The organism is Rhizobium rhizoryzae (assembly GCF_011046895.1).
GTDB lineage: Bacteria > Pseudomonadota > Alphaproteobacteria > Rhizobiales > Rhizobiaceae > Neorhizobium > Neorhizobium rhizoryzae.
This window is the reverse complement of sequence record NZ_CP049249.1, coordinates 791,618-815,315: the sequence shown is the minus strand read 5'-3', so window position 1 is coordinate 815,315 and position 23,698 is coordinate 791,618. Positions and strand designations below refer to the sequence as shown.

22 protein-coding genes are annotated in these 23,698 nt (G+C 58.3%); 13 read left to right on the top strand and 9 right to left on the bottom strand.

Going from position 1 to position 23,698, the window contains the following annotated elements:
* Positions 1 to 119: 119 nt before the first annotated feature.
* Together G6N80_RS04505 and G6N80_RS04500 are read right to left on the bottom strand one after the other, a co-directional pair.
* A complete protein-coding gene (locus tag G6N80_RS04505) occupies positions 120 to 734 on the bottom strand; it encodes a CDP-alcohol phosphatidyltransferase family protein (RefSeq protein ID WP_165131626.1) in 615 nt (204 codons plus the stop codon).
* A complete protein-coding gene (locus tag G6N80_RS04500) occupies positions 731 to 2,242 on the bottom strand; it encodes a dihydrolipoyl dehydrogenase family protein (RefSeq protein ID WP_165131624.1) in 1,512 nt (503 codons plus the stop codon). The genes G6N80_RS04505 and G6N80_RS04500 overlap by 4 nt, the downstream gene beginning before the upstream one ends.
* A gap of 556 nt (positions 2,243 to 2,798) precedes the next feature.
* Between G6N80_RS04500 and G6N80_RS04495 the strand changes: the two genes are divergently transcribed.
* A complete protein-coding gene (locus G6N80_RS04495; RefSeq protein WP_165131622.1) occupies positions 2,799 to 4,736 on the top strand; it encodes a methyl-accepting chemotaxis protein in 1,938 nt (645 codons plus the stop codon).
* 461 nt (positions 4,737 to 5,197) lie between these two features.
* Here the strand turns inward: G6N80_RS04495 and G6N80_RS04490 are convergent, their stop codons facing one another.
* Positions 5,198 to 5,653, bottom strand: a complete 456-nt coding sequence (locus G6N80_RS04490) for an RrF2 family transcriptional regulator (protein WP_062554862.1) — start codon at positions 5,651 to 5,653, stop codon at positions 5,198 to 5,200.
* A gap of 378 nt (positions 5,654 to 6,031) precedes the next feature.
* Positions 6,032 to 6,181, bottom strand: a complete 150-nt coding sequence (locus G6N80_RS23305; RefSeq protein WP_246251362.1) for a hypothetical protein — start codon at positions 6,179 to 6,181, stop codon at positions 6,032 to 6,034.
* Here G6N80_RS23305 and G6N80_RS04485 point away from each other — a divergent pair.
* The 3 genes from G6N80_RS04485 (at position 6,180) to G6N80_RS04475 (ending at position 8,376) form a co-directional block, all read left to right on the top strand.
* Positions 6,180 to 7,016 (top strand): alpha/beta fold hydrolase, encoded by an 837-nt coding sequence (locus tag G6N80_RS04485; protein WP_246251361.1) that lies wholly within the window; start codon positions 6,180 to 6,182, stop codon positions 7,014 to 7,016. The genes G6N80_RS23305 and G6N80_RS04485 overlap by 2 nt on opposite strands.
* 103 nt (positions 7,017 to 7,119) lie before the next feature.
* The gene (locus G6N80_RS04480) at positions 7,120 to 7,572 is read left to right on the top strand and encodes a RidA family protein (RefSeq protein WP_165131618.1); all 453 of its coding nucleotides are present in this window, start codon (positions 7,120 to 7,122) and stop codon (positions 7,570 to 7,572) included.
* Positions 7,573 to 7,644: 72 nt separating this feature from the next.
* Positions 7,645 to 8,376, top strand: coding sequence for a gamma-glutamylcyclotransferase (locus G6N80_RS04475; RefSeq protein WP_165131616.1), 732 nt, complete (start codon positions 7,645 to 7,647; stop codon positions 8,374 to 8,376).
* Here the strand turns inward: G6N80_RS04475 and G6N80_RS04470 are convergent.
* Positions 8,363 to 9,262: a LysR family transcriptional regulator gene (locus G6N80_RS04470; RefSeq protein ID WP_165131614.1), complete on the bottom strand. Its 900-nt coding sequence runs from the start codon at positions 9,260 to 9,262 to the stop codon at positions 8,363 to 8,365. The genes G6N80_RS04475 and G6N80_RS04470 overlap by 14 nt on opposite strands.
* Positions 9,263 to 9,539: 277 nt before the next feature.
* Between G6N80_RS04470 and G6N80_RS04465 the strand changes: the two genes are divergently transcribed.
* The 5 genes from G6N80_RS04465 (at position 9,540) to G6N80_RS04445 (ending at position 14,795) form a co-directional block, all read left to right on the top strand.
* Positions 9,540 to 10,229, top strand: a complete 690-nt coding sequence (locus tag G6N80_RS04465) for a hydrolase (RefSeq protein ID WP_165131612.1) — start codon at positions 9,540 to 9,542, stop codon at positions 10,227 to 10,229.
* A gap of 58 nt (positions 10,230 to 10,287) precedes the next feature.
* Complete coding sequence (locus G6N80_RS04460) at positions 10,288 to 10,575, top strand: XapX domain-containing protein (RefSeq protein WP_165131610.1); 288 nt, start codon at positions 10,288 to 10,290, stop codon at positions 10,573 to 10,575.
* Positions 10,575 to 12,557, top strand: a complete 1,983-nt coding sequence (locus tag G6N80_RS04455; RefSeq protein ID WP_165131607.1) for an amidohydrolase — start codon at positions 10,575 to 10,577, stop codon at positions 12,555 to 12,557. The genes G6N80_RS04460 and G6N80_RS04455 overlap by 1 nt, the downstream gene beginning before the upstream one ends.
* A 205-nt stretch (positions 12,558 to 12,762) precedes the next feature.
* Positions 12,763 to 13,200, top strand: a complete 438-nt coding sequence (locus G6N80_RS04450; RefSeq protein WP_165131604.1) for a DoxX family protein — start codon at positions 12,763 to 12,765, stop codon at positions 13,198 to 13,200.
* The gene (locus tag G6N80_RS04445) at positions 13,197 to 14,795 is read left to right on the top strand and encodes an MFS transporter (RefSeq protein WP_062556329.1); all 1,599 of its coding nucleotides are present in this window, start codon (positions 13,197 to 13,199) and stop codon (positions 14,793 to 14,795) included. The genes G6N80_RS04450 and G6N80_RS04445 overlap by 4 nt, the downstream gene beginning before the upstream one ends.
* Here the strand turns inward: G6N80_RS04445 and G6N80_RS04440 are convergent.
* The 4 genes from G6N80_RS04440 to G6N80_RS04425 are packed head-to-tail and all read right to left on the bottom strand — an operon-like array spanning position 14,792 to position 19,118.
* Positions 14,792 to 16,306 carry an FGGY-family carbohydrate kinase gene (locus G6N80_RS04440; protein ID WP_165131601.1) on the bottom strand — a complete coding sequence of 505 codons (1,515 nt, stop codon included), beginning with the start codon at positions 16,304 to 16,306 and terminating at the stop codon, positions 14,792 to 14,794. The genes G6N80_RS04445 and G6N80_RS04440 overlap by 4 nt on opposite strands.
* A 5-nt stretch (positions 16,307 to 16,311) precedes the next feature.
* Positions 16,312 to 17,271, bottom strand: coding sequence for a transketolase family protein (locus G6N80_RS04435; protein WP_165131598.1), 960 nt, complete (start codon positions 17,269 to 17,271; stop codon positions 16,312 to 16,314).
* Entirely contained in the window at positions 17,271 to 18,092 is an 822-nt protein-coding gene (locus G6N80_RS04430) for a transketolase (RefSeq protein WP_062556332.1), read from the bottom strand. The genes G6N80_RS04435 and G6N80_RS04430 overlap by 1 nt, the downstream gene beginning before the upstream one ends.
* Positions 18,093 to 18,137: 45 nt before the next feature.
* Positions 18,138 to 19,118: a sugar phosphate isomerase/epimerase family protein gene (locus G6N80_RS04425; protein ID WP_062556333.1), complete on the bottom strand. Its 981-nt coding sequence runs from the start codon at positions 19,116 to 19,118 to the stop codon at positions 18,138 to 18,140.
* Between the two features lie 344 nt (positions 19,119 to 19,462).
* Between G6N80_RS04425 and G6N80_RS04420 the strand changes: the two genes are divergently transcribed.
* The 4 genes from G6N80_RS04420 to G6N80_RS04405 all read left to right on the top strand — a co-directional run bounded on the left by G6N80_RS04420 (position 19,463) and on the right by G6N80_RS04405 (position 23,680).
* Positions 19,463 to 20,404, top strand: a complete 942-nt coding sequence (locus G6N80_RS04420) for a D-ribose ABC transporter substrate-binding protein (protein WP_062556334.1) — start codon at positions 19,463 to 19,465, stop codon at positions 20,402 to 20,404.
* Positions 20,405 to 20,487: 83 nt separating this feature from the next.
* Positions 20,488 to 21,093 carry a DUF2291 family protein gene (locus G6N80_RS04415; protein WP_200958474.1) on the top strand — a complete coding sequence of 202 codons (606 nt, stop codon included), beginning with the start codon at positions 20,488 to 20,490 and terminating at the stop codon, positions 21,091 to 21,093.
* Positions 21,090 to 22,619, top strand: a complete 1,530-nt coding sequence (locus tag G6N80_RS04410; RefSeq protein ID WP_165131595.1) for a sugar ABC transporter ATP-binding protein — start codon at positions 21,090 to 21,092, stop codon at positions 22,617 to 22,619. Before G6N80_RS04415 ends, G6N80_RS04410 begins: the two co-directional genes overlap by 4 nt.
* Positions 22,616 to 23,680 (top strand): ABC transporter permease, encoded by a 1,065-nt coding sequence (locus tag G6N80_RS04405; protein ID WP_165131592.1) that lies wholly within the window; start codon positions 22,616 to 22,618, stop codon positions 23,678 to 23,680. The genes G6N80_RS04410 and G6N80_RS04405 overlap by 4 nt, the downstream gene beginning before the upstream one ends.
* Positions 23,681 to 23,698: the final 18 nt, after the last annotated feature.

The following is a 23,698-nucleotide window of genomic DNA, read 5'->3' as shown; positions in this document are numbered from 1 at the left end:
CGTATCTTTATCCAGCATATCGGACCTTGGGGAAGACTTCACACCGGAGCGCAAGTTCGAGGGTCGCAGCATAGCGCACGGTCTGGAAACGGTCGTCGGGAAAGATAGCAATCGGTTCACTATTCTTCCGTCGAAAAAGCAACCCAGCCCTGACGCCAGCGGATAAGGGTGGTGAGCGCGCAGAGGGCAGCAAAGCAATAGGCAAGCAGCGGGAAATTTGTCGGCAGGAGACACATGGCGACAAAAACCGCAATGGTCTCGAAACCTTCTGCGATACCTGCCGCATAATAAATGCCTTTGGTAGGAAACTCTGGCGCGTTGCGACCCAGTCTCGCCGAGACCGCTGAGAAAGCGAGAAACGAGGAGCCCGTACCGACAAAGGTCACGATGAGTACGGCGGCCGGCAATGCATTGGCCTCGGGTATTGCTATAGCAAAACCCAGTGGGATCAGAGCGTAAAAGACCATATCCAGTGCAATATCGAGATAGGCACCACGGTGCGTTGGGCCCTGAATTCGGGCAACGGCACCATCCAGCCCATCCAGAAGCCGGTTGATCAAGATCAGCAGCAAAGCGGGAAGCCAGAGGCTTAAACCGAGCATGACAAAGGCGCTGAACCCTGCCAGAAATCCGACCAGACTGATCGTATCAGCCTTTACGCCACGCTGCGCCAGAAGCGTAGCCACAGGCTGAAGAATTGCCTTCTGGAGCGGCAATATTCTTGCATCAATCATCCGCGCCTCCAGGTCTGGAAGCGCTCGAGCAGAAAGAGAAGAAAGCCGCTCATATGATTCCTCCGCCACTGACCGGCGACCATCTTGTTGGCTTCGGCCAGCGTCGGATAGATGTGAATTGTGCCAAGGACCTTGCCGAGCCCATGGCCCTGCTTCATGGCGAACACAAACTCGGCGAGCAGATCGCCCGCATGCTCACCAACGATCGTAACGCCGAGTATCCTGTCCTTGCCCGGCACGGTCAGCACTTTGACAAAGCCGCGAGCAGATCCATCTGCGATCGCACGATCCAGGTCGTCAAGGTTGAAGCGTGTGATCTCATAGCGTACGTTCTTCTCTTTCGCCTCTGCTTCTGACAAGCCGACACGCGCCACCTCCGGATCAGTGAAGGTGGCCCAGGGAATGACGGAGTAATCGACCTTGAAGCGCTTGAAGTCGCCGAACAGCGCATTGATCGTCGCGAACCAGGCCTGGTGTCCGGCAACATGGGTAAGCTGGTAAGGACCTGCAACATCGCCGGCCGCGAAAATGTTTGGGTAGAGTGTCTGCAGATACTCGTTTGTTTCTACGACACGGTCAACCTTGATGCCGAGTTCTTCAAGTCCAAAACCTTCCAATCGCGGTGCGCGCCCGACGGCTACGATAATCTCGTCAAAACAGATACGGCGTCGGTCGCCTTCATGTTCGACTTCAATCCATTTCTCGCCCCAATGAGCCCCGCACGCGACCGCCTTATGGCTGGTCAGAACATTCACGCCATCCGCCCTGATCGAGGCCTCGACGAATTGGGCCGCATCTTCATCCTCCCGCGTCATTAGACGCGGTGCTGTCTCAATCTGGGTAACGTCTGAGCCGAGCCGGGCAAAACTCTGCGCCAACTCGCAGCCGATTGGACCGCCACCGAGCACGACCAGCCTTTGTGGCACGGTTGGCCGACCACGAAGTCGCTCCCACATATCGTCCGAAGTCATGAAGTCGATTTCGACAAGACCTGCAATGGATGGAATAACTGACTGAGCCCCGGTTGCGATCACGACAGCCCGAGTGGTCAGGCGCTGGGTGCCGCCGTCATTGAGCGCAATTTCTACCGTCCACGGATCAATCAGCTTCGCGTAGCCCTCGAGTACTTCCACGCCAAGACCGGTGTATCGCTCGACGCTGTCATGGGGCTCTATCCTGGCGATGACCTCGTGGATACGCTCGATGACGGCGGAAAAGGGAACGCCGGGTTCGACTGCCTTCAGTCCATAGTTATCTGCGTGGCGTATCTGATGGGCCACCTTGGCACTCTTGATCAAAGCCTTTGATGGGACGCAGCCGAAGTTGAGGCAATCGCCTCCCATCTTTTTGGCCTCTACCAGCGTTACCCGCGCCTTGGCAGCTGCCGCGATATAGGCCGAGACAAGCCCCGCCGAACCCGCTCCGATGACGATCAGATTGCGATCGAACCGCTTCGGTCTTTTCCACGCGGACCGGGAAAAACGCTGGTCTCTGTCTTTTAAATTCATTGTTCTGTCCGGCGATGTTCGTTTTGTCATTGAGTGATCTTGAGAGATGCATGTTGTGACAAGGCTACATCAAAATGGATCACTTTGTCGGGGCAAGGTTCCCCTTTCTAACCTGTTTGAAAACGGCTCGTGCGCCATCGTCCTGATAGGAGGCAACCAAGATCTTGGTCCACTCCTCGTTTACCTTGGGGTGGCGGACGCGGTGGTAATGTTCGCATTGCCGATCGGACAGGCTGAATGCCTCTCGCCGTCCGGTCGTGGGGCCAAGATGCTATCGAAGGAATACGGAGCCACAGATGTGCCGCAGCGCCATCCAGGTTCACCACCTGTAGCCCGTGCTCTTGAAGGCCTGTATTGTGTTCCCTTGGCCCAGCTGGACTTCAGCTTGCCATAAAAATGCGTCTTGATCGGCGTAAGATTGCTTCGTGAGAGCTCGATACAATTTACGGATGATGAAATATACTATTTCTGGATGCCATACGTTAGAGGACGTTTACCATTCGGAAATAACATCATGTGAGTATTTGCCTAATATATTAATTAAGCGGAAGCTCCCATGAAACGACCTTCACTTCGCATGGCTCTGATCGGAATGCTTGGCTTCATTGCCTTGGCTGTCGCAGCTCTTTCTTTCACGAGTGTTTCAAACATTTCCTCCATGCGGTCTGAGACGGCTGATATCGGTGATTACTGGATGGAGCGTCTGCTCACCGCCCGCGACATCAAAGGTGAGTTTGCCAACGTTCGTCTTGCGCTGGCTCGCCATGTGATGGTGAGCGACAAGGCGGGGTTTGATGCAGAACAGCAGACTTTGAGAGGCTTCGAATCAGCACTTCGTGATGCAATGGCACGCTACGAAGCAAAGGTCCGGACGGAACAGGGACGCCGGCTGATCAACGATCTCAAGCCCTTGCTCGCCGATTATGATGCGGTTGCCAAGCGTTACACCGACCACGTTGCGGCTGGTGACATTCCGAAGGCCGCGGCTTACTTCAAGGCTGAGCTGAAACCGCGGGCGGACAAAGTCAATGCTAAGATCACTGAGTTGGTAGACGCTATCATCGCGAATTCGAAAGCGGTGGTCGCAATTGCCGAAGACGATGCGACATTCGCCTTCGCGGTGGTTCTGACACTTGCGATTGCGACCCTGTCTATCTGTGTTGCGGGCATGTATTTTGCGGTTGCAGGCATCGCGCGGCCCATCAATGCCATAACCGAGGCCATGCGCCGTCTGGCAGGTGGTGATGACCAGAGCAGAATTCCCTTCGAGGGCCGCTCGGACGAGGTTGGAGCCATGGCCTCTGCTGTTGAAGTCTTCCGGCAGAATTCGCTGTCCAACAAGCGTCTCGAACAGGAGGCTCTGGCCAATCGCTCGGAGGCCGAGAAGCAGCGCGAGGCCGAACAACAGCGAACTGCCCGTGAGGCTGAGCAGCTGCGTATTGCAAGCTCGGCACTCGGTGCGGGTCTGAAGCGGCTTGCCGGTGGCGACCTTGCCTGTCGGATCCAGACGCAATTTGCGCCGGAATACGAGCCTCTTCGCCAGGATTTCAATGCGACTGTCGAACAACTCAGCCAGACGGTCAGCGCGGTTATCACTGCGGTTGGCAACATGGATTCCGGGACACGCGAGATTGCCTCCGGTGCGAATGATCTGTCCAAACGCACTGAGCAGCAGGCAGCAGCCCTTGAGGAAACAGCTGCTGCTCTCGATCAGATCACGGCAAACGTTTCCAGTTCCTCCAAAATGACTGAGGAAGCAAGGTCGGTGGCCCAGGCTGCAACGCACAGTGCCACGCAGTCAGCAAATGTCGTGGCTCATGCCGAAGAAGCGATGCAGCGTATCGAAAGCAGCTCACAGCAGATCTCCAACATCATCGGGGTCATTGACGAGATTGCATTTCAGACGAACCTGCTGGCACTCAACGCAGGTGTCGAGGCAGCACGCGCCGGGGAGGCCGGAAAAGGTTTCGCGGTTGTCGCGCAGGAAGTTCGTGAACTTGCCCAACGCTCAGCTCAGGCCGCCAAGGAGATCAAGGGCCTCATCCAGAATTCGACCGGCGAAGTTGAAGGCGGCGTAAAGCTTGTCCGTCAGACTGGCGAAGCGCTCAAGACGATCGGTGATCACATCACCCGGATCAACAGCTTCATGGAGTCGATTGCGACCTCTTCGCGTGAACAATCCACAGGACTGACCGAGGTCAACGTTGCGGTCAACCAGATGGATCAAACGACGCAGCAGAACGCAGCAATGGTAGAGCAATCAACGGCTGCAGCCGCTTCACTTTCGCAGGAAGCAGGCAAACTGCGGGAACTGGTTTCCATGTTCCAGCTGGAGGCTTCTGCCGTTTCGCATTCCTCTGCCTTGCGACAGGTCGCTCAGACAATGGCCCAGCCTGCGCCGGCGTCCGCGACAGCACGGCCACACATCGCCCGCGCACTCCCTCAAACCCAAGGCAATCTGGCACACAAGGCAGACGATTGGCAGGAGTTCTGAGGTTCGAAGGCAGGATTAAGTCCGGAAGCGACCTGGTTTCCACCAGGTCGCTTCCGGTTCTCACGTCTCTGCGCTCACGCTCCGCGCACCAACGACACGGAACCGCCACCGTCAACAGGTCTTGGACGCCATTCGTGCAGCCGGTGACACCAGGCCGGTAGGTGATCTTTTATCGCGCACCTTGGCTGGTGATTTCTTTCTGCTGATATCGGATTCGGATGTAAGCCCAATCCTGTCCGACAAGCCATCTTAAGGCAGATTGCGGAAGTTTCATACATTATCGCATGCGGGGGGAGGTATCACCAATCCCTTGATCCGACCTCCCCTCGACCGCCTCCTGGCTCGCCGTTCCTGCGTTGATCCTAAAGGGCAACGTGTACTGGCGCTCCTTGCAAGACGGGAGACGACCGGAAGCATTTTCGGTGACCCAATGGTTTCAGATCGCTACCCGCTACGGCAACTCATGCATGCGTAAGGGTGTTTACGGCTTCCGATGCGGGCGAGTTTTTTGCGGCTAGCACTTCCAAGGTCATATTGTCGAGAATTGTTGCGATGGCGACGCGGACGTCGGTCATGGCCGCTCTGATCTGACAGTCTTCGGGATGATCGCAGTCGTCGCACGCTTCGAAAGCCGTCTTGCTGGCACATCGAATGGGAGCCAGTGGCCCATCGAGAATCCTAATGGCATGCCCTATAAAAATTTCGCGCGCCGGCTTTGATAAGGCATAACCGCCACCGGGTCCCTTTTTCGAACGCAGCAATCCACCATTGCGAAGCTCCAGAAGGATCGTGTCGAGGAACTTCTTCGATATGTTGTTCTGTGCAGCAATGTCTGCCACAAAAGCGGTTTCACCACTTTGCAGACGCGCAAGATGAATGAGGGCCTTGAGCCCGTATTTGCCCTTTTTGGTCAACATACCTGTCTGCTTTTGCTGCGCGACGTTGAAGGGGATATAGGATGGAAACCAGCGGAATCGCAAGAAGCTTCACTCGAAAAGCAATAGGGTCTTTGATGCATTCCCTCAGTTTTGTGTGAGGGACTGTTCTCCATAACTAGGAGTGCTTTCGCTTCAAAGCACTATGCCGCTGATGTTGAGCATTTGCCAATCAGCCTGATGGCGGAACCATCTTCAGATGTCTTTGCCCTCGCTCAGTAGAGGTTTTTCATTATTTCATTAAACGCAACAAATTCGACACTATTCATGCAATTGTGGAGGTCGGGATCTGACGGCAATATCACCCCTGTCAGACGAACACAGCATCGCCTGAAGCTTTCGAAACGAAAAGGCAGGGTGCTAGATGACCGCAAATTTTACACCGATCACACGACGAAACGCATTGCTGGCCGCAGGCGCGGCAGCAGCCACCGCATCATTCTTCCCCTCACTGAGCTTCGCAGCCAGCGCTGCCTCCCCAACCCACGCAACCGAAGGAACCAAGTCCATGAGCACTGTTACCACAAAAGACGGCGTTGACATCTTCTACAAGGACTGGGGTCCGAAGGACGCCCAGCCGATCGTCTTCCACCACGGCTGGCCCTTGTCCTCCGATGACTGGGATGCCCAGATGCTGTTCTTCCTGTCGAAGGGCTACCGCGTTGTTGCTCACGACCGCCGTGGTCATGGGCGCTCGGCCCAGGTGGCAGACGGTCACGACATGGACCACTATGCCGCCGATGCCTTCGCCGTCGTCGAGCATCTGAACCTCAAGAACGCCGTCCACATCGGCCACTCCACCGGCGGCGGCGAGGTCGCCCGTTACGTGGCAAAGCATGGCCAGCCTTCCGGCCGGGTTGCCAAGGCAGTGCTGGTCTCCGCCGTTCCACCGATCATGCTCAAGACTGCATCCAATCCGGAAGGTCTGCCGATGGAAGTGTTTGACGGCTTCCGTTCCGCTCTGGCCGCAAACCGCGCGCAGTTCTTCCGGGATGTGCCGGCCGGTCCGTTCTATGGCTTCAACCGTGATGGCGTGACCGTGCACGAAGGGGTCATCCAGAACTGGTGGCGTCAGGGCATGATGGGCGGCGCCAAGGCCCATTATGATGGCATCAAGGCTTTCTCCGAGACCGACCAGACCGAGGACCTGAAGGCAATCACCGTGCCGACACTCGTTCTGCACGGCGAAGACGACCAGATCGTTCCGATTGCAGATTCGGCTCACAAGTCGGTCAAGCTGCTGAAGAACGGCACGCTGAAGACCTATCCGGGCTTCTCGCACGGGATGCTCACGGTCAATGCCGACGTGCTGAATGCGGATCTGTTGGCGTTTGTGCAGGGTTAACAGCTTTGACGGTGGGCGCGGCCTCCCACGCGCCCGCCGTCTTCCAGCCTGTTAGCTCGCATGCGCGGATCGCGCTCGCACTGCCTCACGATAGGAAACCATCATGTCGAACACGAAGAAAATCGCAAACCTCGGCGTCGCCTGGGAGCAAGCTTTTGGCTACGCACAGGCCGTTCAGGTCAGGGACACCATCTATATCTCCGGACAGTTGAGCCACGATGGCGACGGCAATCTCGTTGCGCCAGCCGTTCTCGATGATAAAGGCCGGCCAATTGACTTCACGCCGATGGAACAGCAGATCCGCCAGACATACGTCAACGCCAAGAAGCTCCTCGCAGAATTCGGCGCTACTCTTGATGACGTTGTGGAAGAGACGCTTTTCGTCCTTGACGTACCGAGCGCCTTCGCTGCCGGATCAAAGGTCCGCAAGGAGATGTACGGCACAGACAGGCCGCCGGTTGCCAGCAACCTGATCGGCGTGAGCGCACTGGCCTTCCCCCAACAGATCGTTGAGATCAGCTTTCGAGCAGTGATCGATGTCAAGGCAGCGTCATAACACAGCCGCTGCACCAAGAGCCGCCGAAGCACATGCGCTTCGGCGGCGCTCCTACCAGAACAGGTTTTCACAATGCCCAGAACATCCTTCGCGACAATGAGATCGCCAACGAATTTGCATCTGACCTCAGACCTCGTTGCCAGGACGCTCAGGACTGTCGAAGAGGAAGGCCCGGAGCCAAATTGGACGCCTATCTCGTCTGATCAGCTCGACGGCCTGGTGCAGCGTATCGAGACAGAAGCGCGCGGTGAGGAGATCTGGGTCTTCGCCTACGGTTCACTGATGTGGAATCCCGGATTTGAGATTGCGGCAACAGACGATGCCGTCGCCTTCGGCTGGCACCGCGCATTCTCGCTGAGGATCGAACGGCTTCGTGCCACCTCGGACGCTCCGGGCCTGATGCTTGCTCTCCAGCAAGGGGGAAGCTGTTCCGGTCTTATCCTCAAACTCCCTCATGCAACGCAGAGCCAAGATCTGCGCAAGCTATTGGCGCGGGAAATCCGGTATGCCGAAGTCTGCGACATGGTCCGTTGGATCACGGTCAGGACTGGAACAGGAAACCGTCGCGCATTGGCTTTCTGGGCCTGCCCCAGGCAGTCGGCCCTGACGGAGCATGTGCCTCTCGAGGAAGCAGCCGGGTTGATCGCCCAGGCCTGTGGACCTGCGGGATCCTGCGCGCAGTATCTGCATCGCACCGTTGTTGATCTTGCGGAACGGCAAATCTTCGACGCGAATCTTTGGCAGTTGCAGAAACTTGTTGCGGCAAAGCTTGAAGCTCTCCCGTCGCCTATCAGTCCAGCATGACCATATGCGCCGCCACCTGCTCCTCGAAGAATTTGGAGAAGGAGGCGATACGCGGCGGCAGAGCCTGATAAGGCGGGTAGTACAGGGTTAGCCACAGATCCGGGGGCGCCCAACCCTTGAAGACATGCACGAGTCGTCCGCTGCGGATATGCTCTGCGATATTGAACCCCGGAAGCAAGGCGACACCTGCACCATCTGCGGCCATGTCTGCCAGCACCTCGCCGCTATTGGCACTGAATGCCCGTCCGGCAGAAATGGCAATGCTGGAGCCGCCGTCCGACAGAACCCAGTTTTCCCTCCGGCTTTCCCCGCTATAGGCCAGGCAGTCGTCTGGTGTCAGTTCATTCGGGTGCGACATGTCAACGAAGCGGCTGCCGGGTGCTGCAACCAGAATGCGCGGCACGGCACGGATTTTCCGCCAGATCGTAAACTTGTCGGAAGGCTGCGACGAGATGCGGATTGCGAGGTCATAGTCGTCATCAACGATGTTGACGAGCCCGTCCGAGAGGGAGATCTCGAAGCACATCTTCGGATATTTTGCCTTGAAGCTGGACAGGATCGGCGGTAGCACGACCTTGCCGAACCATGTCGGCGCACTGATCCTCAGACGTCCTTCCTCCGCCTTGTGCGCATTCATCACCTCGCGCCGCGCATCCTCGAGCGTCTTGACCGCCGGCTGTATCTGCGCCGCGAAGATCGCGCCATCGGTCGTCAGGGATACCTGCCGCGTGGTGCGCACGAAGAGCTGAACGCCAAGCTCTGCCTCAAGCGCGGCAATGGCGCGGGTGACTGCTGCAGGCGTCATGTCGAGTTCCCGCGCAACCTGGGCAAAATTGCGCTTCTCCGCCGCAAGGAGAAAGGTACGCAGCGCTTTATAGTCGTTCATGGGATTGTTTCACTTTCAGCAACTCTTCTGCCAGGAGTATTGCCTTTGCATTGCGGGATCAACCGACCTTCCAGCCTGACAACCACGATTGTCATTGTTTCAACTAAAGCAATTCATTCGACATTTTTATTGCAATTCCAGACGTGCGTCTTTGGCAATAGGTTTGATCTCAGCAGCCAAGACGGGACGCAAAACGGTCAGGCAGACCAGACAACGTCCGTCAGCAGCGACCTGATTTTGGCACCCTTTGCGGGCCGCAACCAAGAGGTAGAGAACCATGTCCAAGCTCGAAGTCCTGACCCCTGCCAACAGCCAGCTCATCTTCATCGACCAACAGCCGCAGATGGCTTTCGGCGTTCAGTCGATCGACCGGCAGACGCTGAAGAACAATGTCGTCGGTCTCGCCAAGGCAGCCAAGATCTTCAATATCCCGACGACCATTACCACCGTCGAGACACTGTCCTTCTCGGGCCACACCTATCCCGAACTGCTGGCCGTCTTGCCTGAAAACGACATTCTTGAACGGACTTCGATGAACTCCTGGGACGATCAGAACGTTCGCGATGCGCTGGCGAAGAATGCGGCCAATGGCGCTAAGAAAATCGTCGTCTCCGGGCTCTGGACAGAGGTCTGCAACACGACATTTGCCCTCTCTGCTCTGAATGACGTTTCCGACTATGAAATCTACATGGTTGCCGACGCCTCCGGCGGCACCTCACTGGAGGCCCATAATCGCGCCATGGACCGCATGGTGCAGGCGGGTGTGATCCCGGTCACCTGGCAGCAGGTTCTGCTGGAATGGCAGCGCGACTGGGCACGCAAGGAAACCTACGACGCGGTCACCGCGCTGGTGAAGGAGCACTCGGGTGCCTATGGCATGGGCATCGACTATGCCTACACCATGGTGCACGGTGCGGACGAACGCGTCCAGCACGGCAAGCGCATCGGACCCAACCCGGCGAAGTAACAATCGTCCTGCCGCTCCGGCGATCCGTCGGAGCGGCGTCCAACCGGATAGGTGTCCCATGAAAATGTATCTTATGTCGTTCGGAGCCGGCCTGCTCGTCGGGATCGTGTACAGTCTCCTGAATGTTCGTTCTCCTGCCCCTCCGGTCATCGCGCTGGTCGGTCTTCTTGGCATCCTGCTCGGGGAGCAGATCGTCCCATTGGCAAAGACCTTGTGGGGCAGAGAGCCCGCGGCTGTTTCCTGGCTTCATCAGATCAAGCCACACATGTTCGGACATTTGCCAAAGGGCGCCGACCGTAACGAGGTTGCCCATCGCGCGACAATGGACGCGAAGGACCGTGGCTGATGACGACGCGTCGATCCTTTCTTGGAGGCGCATCGAGCCTGGTGTTTTCCAACCTTCTCTCCCCGACTAATGCTGCCGATCAACACCCGCCCGGAGATGATAGCATGTACCCTGACCTGATCCTTCACAACGGCCGCGTGACGACGCTCGACCGGACCAATCCGAATGCCACGGCAATCGCCATCAAGGATAGCCTGTTTCAGGAGGTCGGATCCGACCGCGAGATCATGGCGCTGGCCGGACCGGGCACGAAGATCGTCGATCTCAAGGGCAAGCGCGTCCTGCCGGGCCTGATCGACAACCACACCCATGTCGTACGCGGCGGGCTGAACTACAACATGGAACTGCGCTGGGACGGTGTTCGTTCGCTGGCCGATGCCATGGACATGCTGCGCCGCCAGGTGGCCGTGACGCCTGCACCCCAATGGGTGCGCGTCGTCGGTGGATTCACCGAGCATCAGTTTGCGGAGAAGCGCCTGCCGACAATCGAGGAGATCAACGCAGTCGCGCCCGATACACCCGTCTTCCTGCTGCATCTCTATGACCGTGCACTGCTGAATGGTGCCGCTCTTCGCGCTGTCGGTTATACGCGCGAGACGCCCAACCCTCCGGGCGGCGAGATAACCCGCGATGCCAACGGCAACCCTACCGGGCTGCTGCTGGCCAAGCCGAACGCCGGCATTCTTTACTCGACACTGGCCAAGGGCCCGAAACTGCCCTTCGACTATCAGGTCAATTCCACCCGCCACTTCATGCGCGAACTGAACCGCTTAGGGGTGACCGGCGTAATCGACGCGGGTGGTGGCAACCAAAACTATCCGGATGACTACGAGGTCATCCAGAAGCTCTCCGACGAAAGCCAGCTCACGGTTCGCCTCGCCTACAACCTCTTCACCCAGAAGCCGAAGCAGGAAAAGGAGGACTTCCTCGACTGGACGTCCTCGGTAAAATACAAGCAGGGCAACGATTACTTCCGCCACAATGGCGCGGGCGAGATGCTGGTCTTTTCCGCCGCCGACTTTGAAGATTTCCGCCAGCCGCGCCCGGAGATGGCGCCGGAGATGGAAGGCGAACTGGAAGAGGTCGTGCGCATTCTGGCACAAAACCGTTGGCCATGGCGCCTGCATGCCACCTATGACGAGACGATCTCGCGCGCGCTCGACGTCTTCGAGAAGGTCGACAAGGATATCCCGCTCGAAGGTCTCAACTGGTTTTTCGATCACGCCGAAACCATCTCCGATCGATCGATTGACCGGATCGCGGCCCTCGGCGGCGGCATCGCCACGCAGCATCGCATGGCCTATCAAGGCGAGTACTTCGTCGAGCGCTACGGCCATGGCGTGGCAGAGGCAACGCCGCCCATCCGCAAGATGCTGGACAAGGGCGTCAACGTCTCGGCGGGCACCGATGCCACCCGCGTCGCTTCCTACAATCCATGGGTCTCGCTCTCCTGGATGGTGACCGGCAAGACGGTTGGCGGCATGCAGCTCTATCCGCGGCAGAACTGCCTGGACCGGGAAACCGCACTTCGCATGTGGACCGAGAAAGTCACCTGGTTCTCCAACGAGGTGGGCAAGAAGGGCCGCATCGAAAAAGGGCAGTTTGCCGATCTGGTGGTGCCGGACAAGGACTTCTTCTCCTGCCGCGAAGACGAGATCTCGTTCATCGTGTCGGACCTGACCATGGTCGGTGGCAAAATCGTCTATGGCGCGGGCGACTTCAGATCGCTTGACGAGAACGACATTCCGCCTGCCATGCCCGACTGGTCGCCGGTTAGCACCTTTGGCGGTTATGCCGCCTGGGGAGAGCCGCAGGGTGCTGGCGCCCGGTCACTGCGTCGCACGGCTATCTCCACTTGCGGCTGCGCCAGCGACTGCGGCGTACATGGCCACGACCATGCCGGTGCCTGGACCTCTAAACTGCCGATTGCTGATCTGAAGGGCTTCTTCGGCGCCCTCGGCTGCTCCTGCTGGGCAGTCTGAGGTTCTACCAACATCCATGAAATAATGGGCAGCGGCGGCAACCGCTGCCCATTGGCGTTTCAGGTGGCGACGTATAATTGCGATAATCGCAATTGAGTACCAATTATTGATGCAATTGTTACAAGGAACCATTTCCTACACTATTGTTCCATCAGACGAACGCTAAAGCCGCTCACACCGGCTGGCCCAGATCGCAGGAGCGATAATGACCGCTATCTCCTACTCCAAACCACGCAGCATTCTCACTGAGATTGCATCTGCATCCGCACTACGGACGATCGCGCTCCTTGCGCTCTGCGCTGCCTACATCCAGGGGCCGGTGACCAAGATCGCCGACTTCGGTGGCGCGCTTGCCGAGATGGATCATTTTGGTCTGCATCCGGCAGCCTTCTTCGCGGTCACCGTCATCGTCTTTGAACTGGTGGCGTCTGCAATGGTCGTCACAGGCTTCTTCCGCTGGGTCGGCGCACTCGCCCTGGCTGGCTTCACCATCCTCGCTACCTTCATCGCCCTGCGCTTCTGGGAGATGACGCCCGGAATGGAGCGCATGATGGCGACGAACGCCTTCTTCGAACATCTGGGTCTCGCTGGCGCGTTCGTTTTCGTTGCCGCATACGACCTCACCAAAGGAGCAGGCAAATGAGCCCGACCAGAGCGCCCGGAGGCACTTTTGCGCCTCTTGCACAGCCCGTCTTTGCTGTTCTGTGGGCAGCAACCGTTTTGGGTAATACCGGAAGTTTCATGCGCGATGTCGCAAGCTCCTGGCTGATGACGGACCTGTCCGCATCGCCAGCCGCGGTTGCCCTGGTCCAGGCAGCCGGGACACTGCCGATCTTCCTTCTCGCCATCCCCGCAGGCGTTCTCACCGACATCCTCGACCGGCGCAAGTTCCTGATCGCCGTGCAGCTCCTTCTGGCATCGGTCAGCATTTCGCTGATGGTCCTGTCCCAGACGGGCATGCTGTCGGTCAGTGCCCTGATCGGACTGACCTTTCTGGGTGGCGTTGGCGCGGCGCTGATGGGCCCGACCTGGCAGGCAATCGTGCCCGAACTGGTCAAGCGAGAAGACGTAAAGAGCGCTGTTGCCCTGAATTCGCTTGGCATCAACATCGCCCGTTCGATCGGGCCGGCCGCGGGCGGTTTGCTTCTCGCGGCTTTCGGTGCTGGGATAACCTACGGGGCGGACGTTGCGAGCTACATTGTAGTCATTGCCGCTCTCATCTGGTGGCCGCGTGCCAAAAACGCCACTGACGCACTTCAGGAAAACTTCTTCGGTGCCTTCCGGGCGGGCCTTCGCTACACGCGCTCCAGCAGGCCTCTGCATGTGGTTCTGCTGCGTGCGGCGATCTTCTTTGCTTTTGCCAGCGCGGTTTGGGCGCTCCTTCCTCTGGTTGCCCGGCAACTTTTGGGTGGCGACGCGAGCTTCTACGGCATCCTGCTCGGCGCGGTCGGCGCGGGAGCAATTGGTGGAGCACTGTTGATGCCGAGGCTGCGGCAACGGTTGAGTTCCGACGGCCTGCTTCTCGGCGCGGCCATCATAACGGCAATGGTCATGGCAGTTCTTGCGCTTGCACCGCCAAAAGTCGTCGCCATCACTGTTTTGCTCTTTCTTGGTGCCGCCTGGATCACTGCGTTGACGACGCTGAACGGCACCGCACAGTCGGTACTGCCGAACTGGGTTCGCGGTCGCGGTCTCGCCGTCTATCTCACTGTTTTCAACGGCGCGATGACGGCTGGCAGTCTCGGCTGGGGTGCTGTTGGTGAGGTGGTCGGCATCCGGTCGACCCTGCTCATAGGCGCTGCGGGTTTGCTGATCGCAGGTTCCGTCATGCACCGTATCAAACTGCCGGCAGGCGATGCGGACCTCGTGCCATCAAACCACTGGCCGGAGCCGCTTGTCGCAGAGCCTGTTGCCCATGACCGCGGCCCGGTTCTGATCCTGATCGAATACAAGATAGAGAAGCAAAACCGCAGTGCCTTCCTGCACGCGCTCGACCACCTCTCGCATGCAAGACGTCGTGACGGAGCCTATGGCTGGGGTGTCACCGAAGATTCAGCCGATCCTGAAAAGATCGTCGAGTGGTTCATGGTCGAGTCCTGGGCTGAGCACCTTCGTCAGCACAAGCGGGTATCGAACGCCGACGCCGATCTGCAGGGAAAGGTGCTTGCCTACCACTCGGGGCCGGAAAAGCCGGTCGTTCGCCACTTCCTGACGATCAATCATCCGGGTGTGGCTTAATAGAATACAGGCGCAGGGTGGCGGCTGTCGCCTTGCACCTGACCTTGCGACTTTACCCGAGTGACTGCCTCATGCCAGCGCGCCAGCAGAGTGATCCGAGCGTTCGCCTGCATGGTTCCCGGTTCGAAATGACGGGCATGGGAGGGCTGAGGTGCCGTAATGCCCAGAGCGCGAAATGCCATTGCAGCTGCGCCAAGAGCGCCGACCTCCGGCTGGTCGCCTCGCAGGACGGGCCGATTCAGAACATCGGCCTGCAACTGCATGAGAAAGTCGTTGGTCGAAGCACCACCGTCTGCCATCAGTCCAGACAGGGCCATACCAATGTCCTGCTGCATGGCGTTGAAGACGTCGGCGATCTGAAGTGTGACGGCCTCCATTGTCGCACGGGCAATGTGAGCCGGCGTCGTCGCATGGGTCATTCCGGAGATTGTACCTGTCGCATCATCGGTCCAATGCGGTGCGCCGAGACCGGCAAGCGCCGGGACGAAAACCACCTCGCCGCTATCAGAGACAGATTGCGCGAGATCCGACAATGCGCGGGGGCCATCCAAACCGAGCAAGGTCGCAGCGAAGGCGATTGCCTGTGCCGAGACGGTGATGTTGCCCTCGAGAGCATAGGCGACGCCGCGTTCATCGGACCAGGCAATGGTGCTCGAGAGACCATGCCGGGATAAAACGCGCCCTTCGGTGAGTGTCATCAGTGACGAACCCGTGCCATACGTGGCCTTCACGAGACCGGGAGCGCGAACGCCGTGGCCGTAGAGTGCTGCGTGACTATCACCAATCATGGTCAGGATCGGCGTATCGGCGGATAGCGCGGTTGTTCCTGCCGCGGTTTTGCCGAAGCGACTATTCGAGGGCAGGGCTTGCGGGAGCGCCGAGACAGGCACCTTGAACAAGTTGCAGAGGTGCGTGCTCCACTCCAGTTTCGCGGTGTCAAAAAGCATTGTGCGCGAAGCGTTGGAATGGTCGGTCGCGAAAACATGGCCCGCCGTCAGCTTGAAGAGAAGCCAGGTGTCGACAGTACCTGCTCTCAAGCCCCCCTTTTCGGCAAGATCCCGCGCCAACGCGATATTGCCCATCACCCATCCGAGCTTCGAAGCCGGGAACAGGGCGTTGATGGATAGCCCGGTGATATCTGCGACGGCCGCATCCTGTCCCGCATCAATCAGTGCATGGCAGTCTTTCGCTGTCCGGCGGCACTGCCAGAGAATGGCAGGAGCCAGCGGTTCGCCGGTCTCCGCATCCCAGACTACCAAAGTCTCCCTCTGGTTGCTGATGGCAATGCCGGCGATGAAACCGTGATCGCCCGAAACGATGTCTGCAATAACTGACTGGACACTCGCCCAGATGGCATCCGCCGATTGTTCGGCCCAGCCCGGCCGAGGGTAACTCGATGCCAGCGGTGCAGACGCCTTGGCAAGAACTTTGCCAGCGGCATCGACGAGCACGGCCTTGGTGTTGGTCGTACCCTGGTCTATGGCGAGGATCAGCGGGATATCTTGCGCCATCACACTCACCGTTTACGGGCAATCGCGCGGCGCGCCGCCGCAGCGATCCCGTCGGACGTGATTCCGTAATGCTCGAAAAGGAAGTCCACCGAACCCGTGACGACAAAGCCGGGAAACCCGACCCGCTCCACTGGGACCGGCCGATGTCCGGCGGTGAATTCGGCAACTGCACCGCCGAGACCGCCGCGGATATTGGCTTCTTCTACTGTCACAATCGCTCCGGTTTCATTCGCTGCAGCGGCTAGAGCCTGCTCGTCGAGGGGATTGAGTGTCGCCATGTTGAGTACGCGAGCAGAAATGCCCTCGGCGAGAAGTTTTTCCGCCGCGAGCGCTGCAATATGCACGGTGGTTCCGCATCCGATCAGCGTGACGTCGCTACCGTCTCGAACGAGTTCAGCCTTTCCAGGGCGGAATACGCGGTCTCTGATATCAAGATCTGGCACCGGCATGCGGCTCAGTCGCAGATAGACTGGACCGTCATGGGCTGCTGCCCATTTGACCGCTTCCTCTGTTTCCCAGGCGTCTGCGGGCACGATCACGGTGATTGCGTCCAGCGGACGGAGCCAGGCAAAATCCTCGATGGAATGGTGCGTCGGGCCAAGCTCACCGTAGGCGACGCCGGACGACTGGCCGATGAGTTTTACGTTGAAGCCTGCGTAGGCAATGTCGGCTTTGATCTGTTCCAGTGCGCGGGCAGTGAGAAAACATGAGGCTGCCGATACGAAGGGAATCTTGCCGCCGTTGACAAGACCGGCGCTAACGCCGACCATGTTCTGCTCGGCGATGCCAACATTGATGAGGCGCTCGGGAAACGCCTTCTGGAAGCTGCCCAGTTTCGACGAGCCAACGGAATCGTTGACGACCGCCACGATCCGCGGATCCCGGGTGGCGAGTTCCTCGAGCGCGCGAGCCCAGGCATCACGGCAATCGTGAAAGCCTTCCTGTTTCTTGGCGGGAGCAGCCATCAGACCAATTCCTCCAAGGCTGTTTCATACTGCTGAGCGTTCGGCACACCATGGTGCCATGATGCCTTGTTCTCCATGAAGGAGACACCCTTTCCTTTGATTGTATTGGCAATGACGCAAAGCGGGCGATCCTTGCCAATGCGCGGAGCAGCCAGGATGTCGAGAAGAGCGCCGATGTCATGGCCGTCGATCATCACGGTGTCCCAGCCGAATGCCTCGAACTTTTCATCAAGGGGATCCAGCCCGTTGGTATCCTCAGTGCCCATGCCCTGCTGAAGACGGTTGCGATCGACAATCAACGTCAGGTTTTCAAGCTTGCGATGGCCGGCCGTCATGGCCGCCTCCCAGTTCGATCCTTCCTGCAACTCGCCGTCGCCGGTCAGAACAAAGGTGCGATGGGTTTGTCCGGAGATTTGCGCGGCGATGGCAATTCCGAGTGCGACCGGCATGCCATGGCCAAGTGGTCCCGTGTTGGTTTCAACGCCCGGCAGATAGTTCCTGTTCGGATGGCCGTTCAGTTTCGAATTCGGCTGCATGTAGGTCGCGAGCCAATCTTCGGGATAATATCCGGCCGCACAGAGTGCGGTGTAGAGCGCGCCTGTAGCGTGTCCTTTCGACATGATGAACCGGTCACGGCTTTCGAGGTCCGGTCTCGTTGGATCGTATTGCATGACGCCGAAATAGAGCGTGGCAATAATATCGATGGCGGAGAAGTCTCCGCCCGGATGCCCGAGCTGGGCGTCATGGACCATCTTGAAGGCGCGACGGCGCATCCATAGTGCCTTCTCGCGGATGGTCTGAACGGTATCGTTCTTCAGCATTCAACTAGCCTTTCCGTCTGATGCGACTCATACAGCATCCGGCGCTCAGAGGGCGCCGAAGAGAGCCTTCTGAGCGATCCGCAAGGCTGAGATGGCATCGTGTCGGCTCTGGGCCTCCTTAAGAGCGTCGAGATCAAGGGTATCGAGGCCCGTGTCTGCGGCTTTCAGGAAGTCGATGGCGTGATTGGCGGTCGCAACGCTGTCCTCGCGGAAGGGGAACTGGTCGAGCTGCCATACACCCTCCCACTTGTTCTTCCTGAGTACATAGAAGAACTCGAAGAGTTCGATCGGATGCAGGCTGCCAGCGACGAGGTCATCATCCCAGCTGCGGTAATTGTCGTTCACGTCCATGCCAAACAGACGACCGTAGTCGATGGCAAGCTGTGCGCTGTCGGCGGCGGATTCTCCACCCATAATTGCGTGACCGAAGTCGAGGAGAATGCCAATGTTTGGCAGGCCGATCTTCTCGATACCGAGAAGAGTGCGTGCGACAGAGCCGAAGCTCATGCGAACCCGCGGCTCGCGCGGCTTGTACTCGATCACGAACTTCAGATCCGGATTTTCGCTTGCCAACTGGCCGACGCCATCCAGCGAATGTTGCCAAAGGGTGCCGTAGTCGACCTGGAAGGGGTAGTCCCAGCCGTCCTGCCCCGGCCAGAGTTTTACATAGTCGGCGCCAAAATAGCGAACCTGATCGCAGGCTTCCGTCACCAGCTCATGGGTGCGCCTGCGTATGCCAGCATCCGGATTGGTGAAGGAGCCCTTTGAAAATTCCCGCGTGTAGATCTCAGGCGTAATGCCGATAACGCCGAGATTGTTGCGGTCGAGGGCCGTCTTGATTTCCGCACTGGTGAAGTCGCCTCCGAAGAACGGGTAGTTGATATCGACGACCGAGAGGTCGCGCACCTGTCCGGCCAGGTCGATTGCGTCGATGACGCTGCGGGGCGTGCCGTAGCCGTCGGTCGCGTAGCGATCGACATAGGTTGCAAAATGCCAGATCCCGGCACCGAAGCGTTGCGTCGTCATGGTCTATCTCCTCCAGTTCCGCAATCCATCCGCCAACCCGGTGTATATGGGCCTCCGACGCGATCCACGCGCCTCAGAATTTTTGCGAATTTATTTCATTTGGTATCGTTTGATGTCGATATCTTCCACAAATTCGAAACAACGACAAGCGAAATTCCGAAGCAACCTTCAAAGTTTTTCGTTTCTGCCTTGAATATCCAAATAGTAGTCCGCAACCCGCGATACCTCGCCGAGAAATCTGCGTAAATTGAGAAAGGAACAGAAATATATTGACAATAATCGAAATCAATCGATAGAAAATACGACAAGTCACGAGGAGGTGACTGGGAGAGAGGGAGTTTCTCATGAAAATTTCACGCCGTTTGCTCGTATCCGTCTGCGTACTGACCCTGTCCGGCCTGGCGCCGTGCTTCGCCAACGCGGCCGATACCATCGCGATCATCACGCCTAGCCACGACAATCCATTCTTTAAGGCAGAAGCCGACGGTGCGGCCGCCAAGGCCAAGGAGCTTGGCTACAAGACGATGGTCATGGTCCATAATGACGACGCCAATAAGCAGAACGAACTGTTCGATTCGGCCATTGCTGCGGGAGTGAAAGCAATCATTCTCGACAACGCCGGTGCCGACGCTTCCGTCGCAGCCGTTCGCAAAGCCAAGGACAAGGGGATTCCGTCCTTCCTGATCGACCGGGAAATCACAACGACCGGAGTGGCTGTCTCTCAGATCGTCTCGAACAATTACCAAGGTGCACAGCTCGGGGCGGAAGAGTTCGTCAAGCTGATGAAGGAGGCGGGCAACTATGCCGAACTCGTCGGCAAGGAATCGGATACGAATGCGGGCATTCGCTCGAAGGGCTACCACGATGTGATCGATCAATATTCGACCATGAAGATGGTGGCTCGCCAGACCGCGAACTGGTCACAGACCGAAGCCTATACGGTCATGGAATCGATCCTGCAGGCGCATCCCGATATCAAGGGCGTCATCTCGGGCAATGATACGATGGCCATGGGCGCCTATGCGGCACTCCAAGCGGCGGGTCGCAAGGATGTCATCGTCGTCGGCTTCGATGGCTCCAATGATGTCCGCGACTCGATCCTGAAGGACGGCATCAAGGGAACCGTTCTGCAGCCTGCCTATCAACAGGCCCAGTTGGCCGTCGAACAGGCGCACAAGTTCATCAAGACCGGCTCCACCGGCGTTGAAGAAAAGCAGCTGATGGACTGCATTCTCATCAACAAAAGCAATGCCGGCAAGCTTGAGACCTTTGCTCTCAAGCCCTGACACATGGTCCACAAGGTCCCCCGGTGCGTCTGCGCCCCGGGGGCATCCCAGCTGAGTAAAGTGGTCGTCCAAAGATGAAACCCATGTTGTTTGCAACGGGCCTTGCGGTCGCGTTGAGCCTGTCGGGCTGCAAGCTGGTCAAAACGGAGAGCGCTGACGCGTCTGCTGCCGATCCCATCGCCACGCTCGTATCCGAAAGCTTCGAGGCGAAACTTCTTCCGGCTTTGTCGGAGAAAGCAGTCGATCTCTTGGCGCTGCGCGATGCGCTGAAATCAGGACTGGATAGCACGGGCAGCCAGTACGGCCTGCGTGTCGGCGGTGCCGGCGGTGGGTGGAACTTCGCTGTCAAGGGTAGGGGCAAGGTGATCGTTGAAAACCGCGTCTCGAAGGCCGCCGTGGCCGAAGTTGATCTCGACGGTGACGGGACCGCTGATGTGATCCTGCAGCTTGGCCCGGTGGTCAAAGGTACGGCGCTGCGTGATGTGACGCCGCTTTATGATTTTTCCGCATTCCGTGATCAGATCGAATATGCCCGCCTTGGCCGGGCGCTGAACGATCGGGCTGTTTCGACCATACCTGCCGATAAGCCGTTGAACGGCAAGACGGTCGACTTTCTCGGTGCGACCGTTCTTCGCTCTGCGGGCGAAAAGCCGCTTGTGACGCCTGTGCGCATCGAGGTCATGCCATGAGCGAAACGCATCCCATCGGCCTGACGATCCGCTCTGGGTCCAAGATCTATCCGGGAACACAGGCTCTCAAGAATGTTGACTTCGATCTACGGATGGGCGCGGTCAACGTTTTGGTTGGCGAAAATGGTGCCGGCAAGTCGACACTGATGAAGGTGATTGCAGGTGTTGAGCGGCTAAACGGGGGAACCATCGCGCTTGACGGCAAGCCGGTTGTTTTCGCTGACCGCACCGATGCGGCACGTCATGGCGTAGGCATTGTTTTCCAGGAACTCAATCTTTTTCCCAATCTGACGGTGGCAGAGAACATCTTCGTCGGGCACGAGAAGACGGTCGGTGGTGTCCATATCGACCGGAGTGCCCAGCGCGCTGTTGCCGCGGCACTGATGAAGCGTCTGGAGCAGGATATTGATCCCGACACGCCGTTGGGCAATTTGCGGATCGGCCAGCAACAGATAGTGGAGATTGCCAAGGCGCTTGCCGAGGACGCTCGCATCCTCATTCTCGATGAGCCGACGTCCGCCCTGTCTGCGACCGAAGTCGAAGTACTGTTCCGCGTCATCGGTGACCTGAAGCGTCAAGGCGTGGGCATTGTCTACATCTCCCACCGGCTCGAGGAACTGATCCGTATCGGGGACTACATCACCGTGCTTCGGGACGGCGTGATCACCGGCGCGCGTTCCATGGAAGGCGTCGATGTTCCCTGGATCGTCGCCAACATGATCGGTAGCGCATCCAAGGAATTTCCGAAGACTGAGCACCACGCACTCGGCGATGAGATCTTTCGCGTCGAAGATGTCTCTCTACCCAGTCCCGCTGGCGGCTACGTGGTCGATCATATGTCGCTTTCGGTTCGATCAGGAGAGATCGTCGGTCTCTATGGGCTGATGGGTGCCGGACGGTCTGAGCTTCTGGAGTGCATCATGGCCCAGCATCCGGCGTCGACTGGCAGGCTGTTTATCGCTGGAGAGCGCGTCACGGAACGCAGCGTATCCGGGCGTATCCGGCGTGGTCTTGCGCTCATCCCGGAGGACCGCAAGCGCGATGGTCTGGTTCAGATCATGAGTATCCGTGAAAACCTGACGCTTTCGTCGCTCGGCGACTTTACGCGTATCTTTCATCTGAGCCTGAAGGCGGAAGCTGGAAAGGCTGCAGAATTCGTCAAGCGCATGGCGATCAAGATCGCAAGTATGGAGCATCCGGTCTCCAGCCTGTCGGGCGGCAATCAGCAGAAAGTCGTGATTGGCAAAGCGCTCATGACCCGGCCGCGCATCCTTCTGATGGATGAGCCATCGCGGGGGATCGATATCGGCGCCAAAGCCGAAATCTTCCGAACCATGCGCAAACTGGCCGCTGACGGCCTCGGGATCCTTTTCGTTACCTCGGATCTGGAAGAGGTCCTCGCCCTTTCCGATCGCATTCTCGTCATGGCGAATGGCAGGCTGACTGGCGACTTTCCGGCCGGTGCCGCGGCAGCGGAGGTGATCTCCGCCGCGACGCCCAATCTCAACAAGGTCAAATCCTCATGAGCAGTCCCGTCATCACCCAAGGCAGCAAAGTCGCCGACGCATCGTCGCAAACCTCTATGCTGCTGCTTCTCTTGAAGATGCGAACATTTGTCGCCCTTATCCTGGTCTTCGCCTTTTTTGCGCTCGCCGCGCCAAACTTCCTGACCGGGGCAAACATGCTGATCATATCGAAGCATGTGGCGCTCAACGCGCTGCTTGCGATTGGTATGACCTTCGTCATCGTCTCTGGCGGCATCGACCTGTCTGTCGGTTCGATCGTCGGCCTGTGTGCGATGGTTGCCGGCTGGCTGGTTCTTTACGGCATCGACCTGCAGATCGGCTGGAGCCTGCAGTTCAACACGATTGAGATCTGCCTGATTGTCGCCGTCGTCGGTGTCTTCATCGGATTGATCAACGGACTGCTGATTACCAAGCTCAATGTTGCGCCTTTCATCGCCACACTCGGCACGCTCTACGTCGCCCGCGGCGCAGCCTTGCTCTTCTCGGATGGACGGACCTTCCCGAATCTTTCGGGCAATCCGGACTATGGTTCCGACACGTTCAAGCTAATCGGCTCGGGAACCCTGCTTGGATTCCCGCTTTCAGTCTGGATCATGGTCGTGGTCGCACTCGCCGCCGCCTATCTTGCAACGCGCACGCCGCTTGGTCGTCACATCTATGCGGTCGGTGGCAATGAACGGGGTGCGGCACTTTCCGGCGTGAATGTCGATCGCATCAAGATTTTTGTCTACATGTTCTCGGGTTTCTGTGCTGCCCTGGTCGGTCTGATCATTGCATCGCAGTTGCAGGCGAGCCATCCGGCCACGGGGGAGACTTTCGAACTCAACGCCATTGCCGCTGCCGTTCTGGGCGGAACCTCCATGTCCGGTGGGCGCGGACGCATCGGAGGTACCATCGTCGGGGCTTTCGTCATCGGTATCCTGGCCGATGGCCTGATCATGATGGGTGTCTCTTCTTTCTGGCAGACGGTCATCAAGGGGCTCGTGATCATTGCCGCCGTCGTGGTCGATCAGGTGCAGCAGAAGCTGCAGGCTCGGGTCGTCTTGCAAAGTCAAGCGTGATGAGGATTTCAACCGGCG